The organism is Truepera sp., assembly GCA_032027045.1.
Lineage (GTDB): Bacteria > Deinococcota > Deinococci > Deinococcales > Trueperaceae > JAAYYF01.
The window spans coordinates 1,307,006-1,318,032 of record JAVSMU010000001.1; the positions used below are offsets into that span (position 1 = coordinate 1,307,006).

17 protein-coding genes are annotated in these 11,027 nt (G+C 63.8%); 8 read left to right on the top strand and 9 right to left on the bottom strand.

Translation table 11 applies throughout. From position 1 onward, the window contains the following. The first annotated feature begins 362 nt into the window (after window positions 1-362). From ROY82_05960 to ROY82_05975, 4 genes are read left to right on the top strand one after another with little or no spacing between them, the layout of a single operon-like run. The gene (locus tag ROY82_05960) at window positions 363-530 is read left to right on the top strand and encodes a DUF1328 family protein (protein ID MDT3682005.1); all 168 of its coding nucleotides are present in this window, start codon (window positions 363-365) and stop codon (window positions 528-530) included. 55 nt (window positions 531-585) lie between these two features. After that, the gene (locus ROY82_05965; GenBank protein MDT3682006.1) at window positions 586-783 is read left to right on the top strand and encodes a CsbD family protein; all 198 of its coding nucleotides are present in this window, start codon (window positions 586-588) and stop codon (window positions 781-783) included. Window positions 784-839: 56 nt separating this feature from the next. Then, window positions 840-1,154: a hypothetical protein gene (locus ROY82_05970; GenBank protein ID MDT3682007.1), complete on the top strand. Its 315-nt coding sequence runs from the start codon at window positions 840-842 to the stop codon at window positions 1,152-1,154. A gap of 14 nt (window positions 1,155-1,168) precedes the next feature. Further along, window positions 1,169-1,453 carry a hypothetical protein gene (locus tag ROY82_05975; GenBank protein ID MDT3682008.1) on the top strand — a complete coding sequence of 95 codons (285 nt, stop codon included), beginning with the start codon at window positions 1,169-1,171 and terminating at the stop codon, window positions 1,451-1,453. 314 nt (window positions 1,454-1,767) lie between these two features. Here the strand turns inward: ROY82_05975 and ROY82_05980 are convergent, their stop codons facing one another. The 3 genes from ROY82_05980 to ROY82_05990 all read right to left on the bottom strand — a co-directional run bounded on the left by ROY82_05980 (window position 1,768) and on the right by ROY82_05990 (window position 3,553). Then, on the bottom strand, window positions 1,768-2,796 hold the full coding sequence (locus ROY82_05980) for a site-specific integrase (protein MDT3682009.1): 1,029 nt from the start codon (window positions 2,794-2,796) through the stop codon (window positions 1,768-1,770). A gap of 95 nt (window positions 2,797-2,891) precedes the next feature. Beyond that, on the bottom strand, window positions 2,892-3,188 hold the full coding sequence (locus ROY82_05985) for a PIN domain-containing protein (protein ID MDT3682010.1): 297 nt from the start codon (window positions 3,186-3,188) through the stop codon (window positions 2,892-2,894). Window positions 3,189-3,328: 140 nt separating this feature from the next. Next, entirely contained in the window at window positions 3,329-3,553 is a 225-nt protein-coding gene (locus ROY82_05990) for an AbrB/MazE/SpoVT family DNA-binding domain-containing protein (GenBank protein MDT3682011.1), read from the bottom strand. A gap of 744 nt (window positions 3,554-4,297) precedes the next feature. Here ROY82_05990 and ROY82_05995 point away from each other — a divergent pair. The 4 genes from ROY82_05995 to ROY82_06010 all read left to right on the top strand — a co-directional run bounded on the left by ROY82_05995 (window position 4,298) and on the right by ROY82_06010 (window position 6,069). Then, window positions 4,298-5,098, top strand: coding sequence for an EcsC family protein (locus tag ROY82_05995; protein MDT3682012.1), 801 nt, complete (start codon window positions 4,298-4,300; stop codon window positions 5,096-5,098). A gap of 160 nt (window positions 5,099-5,258) precedes the next feature. Next, entirely contained in the window at window positions 5,259-5,381 is a 123-nt protein-coding gene (locus ROY82_06000; GenBank protein MDT3682013.1) for a hypothetical protein, read from the top strand. A gap of 116 nt (window positions 5,382-5,497) precedes the next feature. After that, window positions 5,498-5,857, top strand: a complete 360-nt coding sequence (locus ROY82_06005; protein ID MDT3682014.1) for a nuclear transport factor 2 family protein — start codon at window positions 5,498-5,500, stop codon at window positions 5,855-5,857. Next, window positions 5,854-6,069, top strand: coding sequence for a hypothetical protein (locus ROY82_06010; GenBank protein ID MDT3682015.1), 216 nt, complete (start codon window positions 5,854-5,856; stop codon window positions 6,067-6,069). Before ROY82_06005 ends, ROY82_06010 begins: the two co-directional genes overlap by 4 nt. A gap of 434 nt (window positions 6,070-6,503) precedes the next feature. On the opposite strand, the gene ROY82_06015 is transcribed toward ROY82_06010, so the two are convergent. From ROY82_06015 to ROY82_06040, 6 genes are all read right to left on the bottom strand, one after another. Next, on the bottom strand, window positions 6,504-6,962 hold the full coding sequence (locus ROY82_06015) for a hypothetical protein (GenBank protein ID MDT3682016.1): 459 nt from the start codon (window positions 6,960-6,962) through the stop codon (window positions 6,504-6,506). Window positions 6,963-7,034: 72 nt separating this feature from the next. Continuing rightward, window positions 7,035-7,898, bottom strand: coding sequence for an aldo/keto reductase (locus tag ROY82_06020; GenBank protein MDT3682017.1), 864 nt, complete (start codon window positions 7,896-7,898; stop codon window positions 7,035-7,037). Window positions 7,899-8,048: 150 nt separating this feature from the next. Then, on the bottom strand, window positions 8,049-9,506 hold the full coding sequence (locus tag ROY82_06025; protein ID MDT3682018.1) for a leucine-rich repeat domain-containing protein: 1,458 nt from the start codon (window positions 9,504-9,506) through the stop codon (window positions 8,049-8,051). A 281-nt stretch (window positions 9,507-9,787) separates the two neighbouring features. After that, complete coding sequence (locus tag ROY82_06030; GenBank protein MDT3682019.1) at window positions 9,788-10,192, bottom strand: hypothetical protein; 405 nt, start codon at window positions 10,190-10,192, stop codon at window positions 9,788-9,790. A 130-nt stretch (window positions 10,193-10,322) separates the two neighbouring features. Beyond that, window positions 10,323-10,748, bottom strand: coding sequence for a type II toxin-antitoxin system VapC family toxin (locus ROY82_06035; protein MDT3682020.1), 426 nt, complete (start codon window positions 10,746-10,748; stop codon window positions 10,323-10,325). Beyond that, complete coding sequence (locus ROY82_06040; protein ID MDT3682021.1) at window positions 10,745-10,999, bottom strand: hypothetical protein; 255 nt, start codon at window positions 10,997-10,999, stop codon at window positions 10,745-10,747. Before ROY82_06040 ends, ROY82_06035 begins: the two co-directional genes overlap by 4 nt. Between the last annotated feature and the right edge of the window lie 28 nt (window positions 11,000-11,027).

The following is an 11,027-nucleotide window of genomic DNA, read 5'->3' on the forward strand; positions in this document are numbered from 1 at the left end:
CCGCGGGATCAGCCTGACTACACGCGGGTCTGCCCCTCGCTGGCTCCACTGTGCCGGCTCCGCTAGCTTCGGCGGGAGACCCGGTTGCGGGCGCGCCGGCGAGCCTCGTTCGTCAGCGTTACGCCGCAGCCGCTGCGGGCCGAAGTGTAATGTGCCGGTACTATTCGGCACACCGGAGCAACAGCGACATGCTAGCGCGCAGTACCCTCTCCGCTAATACTCCTTCTCAGCAAGAACTGCATTGGTTCGCACTCCGAGTGCGGGCCGCCAACTCCAAGAATGTGCGCACTGCGGCTGACTCGCAATGGGAAGGCGCTAGTCTTACTTAGCGCGCAAGACGCGCAGATGGAGGGAACAACGACATGCTACGCTGGGCAGTCATCTTTCTGATCATCGCGATCATCGCGGCGCTGTTCGGATTTGGCGGCATCGCCGCCAGCGCAGCCGGCATCGCCAAAGTCCTCTTCTACATCTTCGCCATCATCTTCGTGATCTCCCTGATCGCTGGATTACTGAGGCCAAAGGCCTGAACGGACCGCCGCAAGCAGCCGGTCCGTGCGCCACCGACCTCGGAAGGAGCTACGGATGAACCGAGACCAAGTTGCGGGAAGATGGAAGCAGCTCAAGGGAACAGTACGTCAGCGTTGGGGCAAGCTCACCGACGACGACCTGGACAAGGCCGAAGGCAACCTGGAGCGGCTGGAAGGCCGCATTCAGGAGCGCTACGGCATTACCAAGGAACAGGCAAAGCGCCAGGTCGACGATTGGCTCGACAAGCTCTAGCCGCCAGGCAGGCGAACGTGCTCGTCGCTGGTGGCTGAACCCAAGGAGGTAAGAACATGGCCGAGCGTGATGTTGCCAAGGAACTCGATGAACTCAAGAAAGCCTTGAAGGACCTGCAGAAGGACGTGCAAGACGTCGCCAAGAGCGGGGGTAGGCTCGCCGGTGACGAGGTCGATGCGCTCCGGAGCAAGCTTGAGAAGGAAGCCGAACGACTGATATCGAAGCTTCAGGGCGTGGCTAGCGGCGCGGTGGAGTCGGGGGAGAAAGTGCTCCATGGCGTCGAGAGCAAGATCGAGGAGCGCCCGGTAGCTTCCGTTCTCACGGTGTTCGGGGTCGGATTAGCGGTCGGCTGGTTATTGGGCCGAAAATAGGACTGCGGTAGCCGATGCTTGAACGGTTCACCGACTACGCCATCGCTTTCTTGGGGCTGCTCGAAGCCGAAGGGCGCGCGGCCCGCAAGGGTCTCGTGGCCGCGGCCACGAAGCTCGCCCTTAGCGCGGGCGGCGCCCTCCTGCTCACACTGGCGTTCGCCCTCTTCGGCTGGGCGCTGTACCTGGCTCTTGCGCCGGTCTGGGGGCAGGCGTGGGCCACCGTGGCGTGCGGCGCACTGCTTCTCATTCTGGGAGGAGGTCTGCTGTGGTTCGCGAACAGGAAGAGCTCTCGGAAGTAGATCGTGCGAAGGCGCGATTGCGTGCGGCGGCCGCGCCGGCGACCGGGACCGTTGCGGCCCTGAGGGCGACGTCGGGGCTTCTCCGACTGCTACGCCCCACGACTCGCTCACGCGCTGGGGCCCAAGCAGGCGAACCTGCCGCCACTGAACGCGGTTCGTTGCGTCCGTTGGTCATACTGGCCGGTGCCGCCGTGGCCGCCTTGGCGGCCGGCGTACTTCTGCGCCGTTCGGGCACGAGCCGCTGACCTAGGCGGGGGAGAGGCCTTGTAAGTGGGGGAGATGCCTCTGAACGGCAGTTCGGGCTCGGACCCGGTTCACCAATCTTCGATGTCGTCGCTGATCGCTTCGGTGTCTATCTTCGCGTATATGCGCGTGGTTTGGATGTCTGCATGGCGCAAGTGCGCCGCCACGCGCCCAAGGTCATTCGTCTGTTGGTAATATCTTGTGCCGGCACTATGTCTCAATCCATGAACGGCTGCGCCTTGGTACTTCACGCCGGCTCGCGCGCATAGCCTCCGGAAGCGCCTCCGGGCATGATCCGCAGCCCAAGGAAGTACGCGGTCGTGGGCACGTTGCCGATTGGGCGTCTCCGGGCTGTTCGCGAGCACCGCCAGCGCCTCGGCGAGGCGCCGCGTGACGCTGACGTCTGCGGCCTTTCCGCCCTTGCCGGACCGTACGCGCAGCGTGCCACGCTCCAGCTCGAGATCGGTCCACCGCAGGTCGCTCATCTCGCCGATACGCAGGCCGGCGTGCGCGCCCAAGAGGACCATGACGCGTTCGGCGGGTTCGGCCAGCTCTAGCAGGGCTTCGACCTCGGAGTCCCGGTAGGGTCGGCGTTTCTCCCAAGCAGGCGTCGGGTCCTTGCCCGCGCTGACGTCCTCGAATGGCCGCGCTTCGGTGGCCTGCGACCACCTGAGGGCCTTGTAGAGCGTCCGCGCGGCCGACAGCTTCACTTGTAACGTGGCCGGCGAGGGCACCTTGGCGCGCTTACCGCCTGGAGAGATGCCTGATTCTAGCCGCCTCAGGTACAAGACGCCCGCATCACGGCTCGGGCGCAACAGGTTTTCACCTTGCCACGCGGCCAGCAGGTCCAGTACGCCGCGCCTATAGGTGCGCAGCGTGTGTTGACTGACGCGCGCGCCCTTGGAGCCGTGCAGGAATAGGTACGCTTCGACGAGCGCCCACAGCTCGTCCGGATCCCGCTCGGCGGCGGCCTTGGATGCGCGGCGTTTGAGCTCGTCGGCCGGGAGCGTTGCCCAGCCTTCGGCCCGGGCCAACTGGTCGCCTGTGTAACGGTCGAGGGCGGTGCTGGGACCGGCGTCGCGGTCATCATCTGGGCTCATGCGCACACCATTGCATAAGTCTGATAAGGCTAGTTATCAGACTTTTCACTCCTTCGGTGCCTCGAAGCGCTATGCGGCCGCCACCTTGCTCGCCATCAACGCGCGCGGTTCGCCCACCAGGTCCGGAACTCAGCTGGCGCCATCACCCTGAGGTCGCCTTTGTCGGCCAAGGCCAGCAAGTGCGCGTCGCGCGACACGAGAACCTCGACCCGCGCGTGAACGGCAAGGTCCACGAACGGTTGGTCGTGAGGGTCAGCCACACGCATCGTCTCGCCCAACTGTTCCGGTGCTACTTGGCCAGGCACGATCTCCGCGAACGGCAAGTAGTCGCTCAGCAGCTCAGCGATCTCCGCTTCATCGAGCTGGAACTTCGGGTAGGCAAGCACCCGCATGAGTTCCGCGACCGTTTAGCGCGAAACGACAGGAACCACTTCTCCGGTGCGCCAAGCGGCTCTCGACCAGCTGAAGCGGTCATTTGGAACACCAACGTCGATACCACGACGTTCGTGTCGATGACGACCCTGACTCCTACCTACTGGCCCCGCGCCCATGCCACGGCGTTGGCGATATCGTCTTCGCCTATGTCTATACTGGCTAGCTTGCGACGCACCTCGTCAGCCCGGCTCTGCACGAACGGTTCCAATACGATGGTCCCATCTTCGGAACGTACTGCGAAGTAGTCGACGCCCGGGAACCTATCCACGATCTCCTTTGGGAGTGTGATCTGGTTCTTAGAGGTGTTCTTGGCTACGATCACTGGCTGCCTCATAGCTGATTGATGATCCCTCTTTCGCTGGACTCCGTAAAGACGAACTTCGGTACCCGAGTTCTGCTTCAGCGGCTGGGCCACAGAGGGGCGTTCATGGCCGCTCTTCCGTCAGGTTCCATACGCCGTTCACTACCTTCAAGGCGTCTTCTCTGCCCAAGATCACGTAGAGCACGCGAGCTCCCTCGACTCAACCGAGCGGTTCTTCATAGATCCAAACGGACGGATAACACCGGCTCACCGGAAAAATTCGCCGTTGTGGGAGAAGGCAGGACAAGGGATCAGTTGGTATAAGCGCAAGACCGGTCACCTAAACGATTCTCGCAACGACCTCGGACCGAGCTGGCTGAGGCATTTGACCCCGCTTTACTCAGTGTATTGAGTAAAATTACTCAACGCAATGAGTGTTCCGAATGCCATCTACCAGCGCCCCCACGTCGCCGTTCTCACTCGACGGCTAGCGGAGCCGCGTCGCTTCATACAGGCCGTTACCGGACCCCGGCAGGTAGGCAGACCACCTTGGTTAACCAGGCGACGAAGTCGCTCGACGTCCCTGTGCGGTTCGTCAGCGCCGACGAACCAACCCTGAAAGGAGCCGGTCATGCTGCTTCTCCCCTGCGGGTGTCGCCCCCGCTCTTGATGGCGAGAGGCTTCTGGCGCGTTGACAGTTGGTAAGCTTGTGCACCTCGTACACGGTTAGCGCCCGGTGGCCATGGGCGTATATGGGGAGGATGCGTGCCGCTATCAGAGGAACATCTGGCCGAGTTGAAGGACGCGAAGCGGCGCCTGGAGGACGTTCCGTTCGTCATCTCACTCTCGAATGCCGTCGGGCGACCCATTGAGTTCGCATATGACAAGTTGCCGAAAGCCGCGAGGGAGCGGATAGGTACGCTCATTGGTAAAGCGCTAGAGAAGGCGGTCGGGTTTGCCTTCACTGGGATGAAGAACGGTGCAGCCCGAGCCCGCAACCAGAGATATAAGGGCGCAGTGGCGCTCTCTGGGGCGGCTGGTGGTCTATTCGGCTTGTCGGGTGTTGCGGTGGAGCTGCCTGCTTCGACCCTGACGATGATGCGTTCCATCGGCGAGGTTGCACGCGAGAACGGCGAAGACATCACACTCATCGCCACACGCCTCGAGTGCTTGGCGGTCTTCTCGATGGGCGGGCGGTCGGCGGATGATGACGCTGCTGACTCGGCGTACTTCGCGACCCGGGCCTGGCAGGCGCAAGTCATCAACAGCGCGGCTAAGTACGCGGAGAACGCCGCTCGCACTGGCGGTGCAAAAGCAACGGAGGAAGCCATTCCGGTGCTGGTCAAGATGATCCAGCGCATCACGACGCGCTTCGGGGTGAGGCTTACTCAAGCGCAGACCGCCAAGATCGTGCCCGTTCTGGGGGCGTTCACTGGCGCCGGCATCAACACTTTGTTCCTCGACTACTATCAGAGCGTTGCGAAAGGACACTTCACGGTGCGGCGCCTGCAGCGCATTTACGGCGCTGAGATCGTCGAGGCGGCCTACATGGCAACGAAGACTTGAAAAAGTGCCCGAGCGCCTGCCGGCCCCGGGGGTTGGCCTCCGGGACGAAGGCCGCCTAGAGATGTAATCCCATGATCACCGGCCGCGTTGCAACCGGCCCGACTCACGAGGCCAGCTTGCACGATCGTTCCGCCATCCTTGCTGCTGTTCATCTGCGAGCATGATCCGCATCGGCAAGTTGTTCACGATTCAGCAAGACTCGATCATCGGCGAGGTGGGGCGCGTCAAGGACGTGAAGCTTTCGGAGGTACTCGCCATACTCCGCCGATTCTTCAGCCTATAGAGCGAGACTAGCCTTATCCATCAGGGGAGGAACGTCTAATAGCTCGACCATTTCATTCACCTCTGATTGGTGCAAGAGTCTGGCGAAGGACGCGAGCCCCGTCTAGAATCGCCACCATGACCGACTCCGACATGCTCGAACTCGAACGGCGCTTCTGGTTCGGCGACGCCGACTTCTACCGCCAGCTTCTTACCGCCGACTGCCGCATGGCCCTGCCGGGAATGGGCCTGGTCGATAGGAAAGCGGCCATCGACGGCATCGCCGCCGGCCCACGCTGGGACGAGGTGGAGTTCGCTGAACCAGATGTACGGCGCCTCGGTGACGACGGCGTCGTCGTCTCGTACCGTGCACGCGCGCGCCGAGGCGCGGCGCAATACGAGGCTGTCGTCGCTAGCGTCTACGCGAACGAAGACGGGCACTGGAAGCTGGCGTACCACCAACAAACGGCACGATTCCAGACGCAAGGTGAGGCATGAGAAGATTCATCGTCCAGGAGTTCCTCACCCTTGGCGGCGTGATGCAGGCGCCCGGCATCCTCGACGTAACCGAGTACGTGGTCAGCACGACCATGGAAGACGATGAGGTCGCTGGGTCCGGCTGGCAGAACTCGAAGCTGCTAAAGAGCATCGAAGGCGTCAAGGACCTCAAGAAGGAAAGCGGGGCCGAGCCGAAGCATCCAACTTCTTGACGCTCAATCGGAGGCGAAGTCCTCGCGCTCAGCCTCAGCCCGACGCCCGTCTAGGAGCTCACCGACGAGGTCGAGGCCGCTGAGGTCCGCCCGAACTCGCTGCAGAAGCTGCTCTCGCGACATGAGCACCAAACCGGCAGGAGTCTCGAACAGCGTGAGGACTGTACCGGCTACTAGTCCGGACCGCTCGCGCAACTCAGTCGGCAAGGCTACTCGACCTCGATCTTCCACCACGACTCGGTATGTACCATTCATCCCAGGTCCCTCCCTGCACCAATGTGGCCACCCTCGTGCCTCGTCAGCAAGCAAGTCTCATCTAGCATCAGGGTCGGCTCCACGCAGAGCCCTCCCCTCCCTCGACCTTGCTGCTCACGACGGAGCGCACGAAGCCGGCCGTCACACTTGATGAGTGTCTGTAGAGTCACCGATCACCCTCAACGGCCGCGACGGTCGATCCGAACCCAGGGCCACCGCGCCTCGAGCCACCGTGCGACCGCGTCGGCAAGCGGCCCATCGAGGTCCGCGCGATCGGCCCGGACCCACGACCTGACGTCCACCTCATGGTCAGGGGACTTCGCCGGATACAGGTAGACGCAACCGATGACGTCATCGGCTTCAGGGTCTAGAACGGTGAAGGTGAACCCCCGCCGGGCAGCGAAATCGGCCGCATGAAGGCGAAGGTCCGCGAGGTTGGCTTCGAGTGACATCCCTTCGCGAGGGGGCCAGTGGCTATTGCGAAAACCCGGCGTTGCGCCTATGTGGTCGACGCTCGAGGTCCACGCCGCATGGTCGGATTCGTTGTGCTGCGGGCCTAGGGGCTCCAGCCGGAACCGGTCCGTTACCAGGCTGAGAGGCGGCTCGAAATCGATCGGTACGAACGGGTGGCCGGGCATGAAGTGACTCTAGAGCAGCGAGCCGCCAGGTGCATCCAGACCCTTGCAACCGTGCGCGTGGCGCAGCCCGCCTCACTCACCCAGCGCCGACAACTCCTCGAACTCGTCGTCGCTCAGCTCGAGGGCGGCAGCGGCCACGTTCTCTCTCAAGTGCGTACGGCGCGACGTGCCTGGGATCGGGAGCATGACCGGGCTGCGCCTGAGCAGCCACGCCAAGGCCACCTGCATCTCGCTCGCTCCATGACGCTTCGCGATCTCACCGATGCGCGACGTCTTCCCCGCCAGGTGGCCCGCTTCGAGCGGACGCCACGGAAGAAACGCGATGCCATTCGCCTCGCAGTACTCGAGCACGGCCTCGTGTTTACGGTAGGTGATGCTGTAGCGGTTCTGAACCGACGCCACCGGGAAGAACCGGCGCGCCGCCTCGATCTCCTCCACCGTCACCTCGCTTAGGCCCAGGTGACGCACCCAACCGTTGTCCATCAAGGTCTTCATGGCTTCGAACTGCTCGTCGCGTGGCACGCGGTCATCGATGCGGTGCAGCTGCCACAGCGCGATCTGCTCCACGCCCAGCACACGCATGCTTATCTGCGCCTGCTGGATCAGGTATTCCGGGCGGCCAAGCGGCACCCACTTGTGCGGTGCCGGCCGCACCTGGCCCGCCTTCGTGGCTATCACGAGCCCAGGCGGGTATGGGTGCAGAGCCGCGCGGATGAGTTGCTCGGAGACGAGCGGGCCGTAGGAGTCTGCCGTGTCTATCAGGTTCACACCCAGCTCCGGCACCAACTTCAACGTCGCCAGGCACTCCTCACGGTCGGCGGGTTCACCCCAGATGCCCTCGCCGGTGACACGCATGGCACCGTAGCCGATGCGGTTGACCTCGAGGTCGCCACCCAGCAGGAACGTCCCAGCGCGGCTCGCGTCTACGTCTGTCATCTGACCGCCTCCACCGACCACCGTAACGCCTTTGGCGACGCCGCCGCACACTGGGCTGGCCGCGGCAGTGTACCGGCATGAACCGGTAGTAGGACCCGGCCACCATGGGGAACACCGAGTGTGACTGTCGTTCAGTGACCCTCGTTCAGCTCAGAAAACCTCGCCTAAACCGTTCACACGCTTCAAGCCCTCGGGCAGATCGAACTGGCCGGCGGCCGGCGCCACCGCGTCCACGCCGGTCACTTCCGTCACCACGGTGTCGCCCGAGGCGGGCACGTACATGACGGCGCGCACGGGGAACCCGGCAGTCACAGCCATCCCATAATCCTGGCTGCCCGCCAGACCGTAGAACCGTTGCGACGAGAAGGTGCCCTGGAGGAGCTGGAAAGTCTCGAGGAACGCGGCCACCTGATAACAGCCCGTCGCTTGGAGTTCGCTGCCCAGCTCCGGAGCCACCCACACTTCTTGCATCAGCGCCCAGTCGTGATCGGCGCCGCCCTCCTCCTCGTTCGGGCGCCACTCCACCCGGTAGTGCTGCGCGGTGTACCCGGCCACGTCTTCTTCGCCGGCCTCTTCGACGCGGACGTCGACGGCATACCTGACCTCCGGATCGTCCGGAAGGAGGTGAACGGCGATGAAGCTGGAGAGTTCCTGTGCGAGGTCCTGCATGAGTCCGTACCAGTAGACGCCGCGTTCCTCGTTGATGACGTACACCGGCTGCACGGTGCCCACGCACGAGACGACCACGCGGGTCCCGTCGGGGTTCAGGCGGGCCAGGCGGCCACCAGCCACCAACACCGACTCCTCGTGCCCACCCGTTTCCACGGCTATCGTCACGGGAGCGGCGGAGGCATACTCAGCGCACGCCTCACCGCCGGCGCCGCGCTCCACGTAGGCTACGTCCACGCCACGGGCCGTGAGTTCATCGATCACCTGCCGCGGTGCCGAACCGGCGCAGGTGTCGAGGTTCGGGTTGCCCCACAGGGATACGCGCATCAGGTTCGGCAACTCCGTCAACACACTCAAGTCTGATAGTGCGTTGTCGTGCAGGAAGAGGGTCGAGAGTTGGTCCAGGCCCGCCAGGCCCGAGGCGTCGCGCAAGTGGTTGTCGCTCAGGTCCAAGAACTCGAGCTCGTTCAGGCCTGCTAAGCCACTGGCGTCCACGATCTGGTTCCTACTAAGAACCAGGCGGTCGAGCCTCTGGAGCCCGGCCAGCGGCTCCAGGTTGGTGATGCGGTTCCTATCGAGAGACAGTGACTCCAGGTTGGTGAGGCCCGCTAGCGGTTGCAGGTCCTGAACGTCGTGATCGCGCAGGTTCAGGTAGGTCAGGCCCGTCAGGGCCTCGATGCCGGCCAGCGACTCGATGCGGTCTGCGTCGTCGGGCCACTCCACCCACAGCCGCTCGATCTGCGCTACGTCCGACGCTTGCAGGGGTTCACCCTCGTCCAGGACGACCTGGCCACGCACGGCGCGCTCCAGGGCGGGATCTTCGAAACGTACCGGACCGCCCTCCTGCGCAATGGCGCTTGCTGTCATGGCGAGCAGCAGCGTGAAAGCGGTGGCGATCAAGAATGACGCCCCGAGGCGAAAGGCGTTAGGGGTTCTCATAGTTACCTCCTCGAGAGAGACTCGTTCCTTACGGCGGCTTACGTGGCACCCTAACGCGGATCGCGTCGGCGGGCCAAAGCGCAGGGACGGAGCCACGTAGCACCCCGACCCGAGTCTTGAGGAGCGACAAAGCGCCTTCAGGGGCACGGGTCTCCCCTGCCGCGCTATGCCCGAAAGGAGCCGCGAATGCGTTGGTTTCTGCCCGCCCTGTACACCACTAGCGGGAGGAGCGCTCAGTTAACAGTTATCGACCTGCTCACGCCCGAGGCGTCCTGGGTCGACTACCACCGAATCTCGGCGGCCAGTTGCCCATCGACCGCAACGTCGACGCCATTGGGAAGGTGCGTTAGGAGGATCGGGGGGAGCCCCGCGGGCTCCACGGCGTCGCCCGACCACCAGGGCTCTGCCGGGAGTCCGAGGGCGGCTCCGATGTCGACGGCGTCGCCGCTGCTACCGGCGCTCGAAATCGAGAGCATCGGACCGTCCACGGCGACCGTGAACCATGGGTTCCCTTGTGCGTCATGAAGTAACCAGGTCGCGTCGTCGTTCTTGGTCATGAGGAGCGTGGTCGCGTCCGGGTAGATACCGACACCCTCCACGACGTAGTTGTCGATGGTGACCGACTGGCTGCCCCCGGGCGCCAGGTTCAACGAGATCACTAGGAAAAGGGCGAGCAGGGTTCCCATACGAGTGCCTCCGGGCTTCCGCGTTCGGAATTGACGTTGCATTGTAATGGAAGGCACGGAAGTGCGGAGCGAGAAGCGGCGAGGCGGTCAAGTCGTCAGCGGGCACCGACTTCGGGGGCGCCTCCGTTACTTACGACGGTCGCCGCCACTCGACGCCCGGGAAGCGCCCGAAGTCATTGTCGAAGGTCGTGACAGTCGCCCCCATCTCGAGCGCGAACGCGGCGACGTGAGCGTCAGTCACGAGGTTGCCACCAGCGCCACTGGTCTCGAGGAGGCGGCGGAGGATCCCCCAATGCTCACGCCCACCCGTTGCCGGCACCACGTTCGGGCGGCTCAACCAGGCATCGACTACCTCGCTGGCTTCCTCGACCGTGAGCGGAGTCGGATAGATCCTAGGACTCGTCGAGATGCGTAGGAAGGCGAGCAGGGAAACCCATGGGAGCACCACGGTCTCTCTGCTCCTGAGGCCGCCCAACAACCAGCTCCGCGCGAGCTCATGATTCTCCGCCTCCTCGTCTACGGCGTAGAGCAGCACGTTGGCATCGACTACCGTCACTTGCGCAACTGCCGCTTGTGGAGCAGCTCCTCGTCCTCCATCGCGGCCGCCACCGCCAGGGACTTGTCGAGATGGATCCTGGCACGCCCCATGCGGTGCGTCGGGAACGTGAACTGATCGCCGTGCCCGTCGCCGATCAGCCCTAGCCGGATAGCCGTGTTCACCGCCTCCTTGAAGCTCAGGCCGCGCTCGCGCATCAGTTGCTGGACGGCGCCATGAACGTCGGGATCGAGGGTTATCGTCGTTCGCACGTCACATCATATCACCGCATAACTTGAT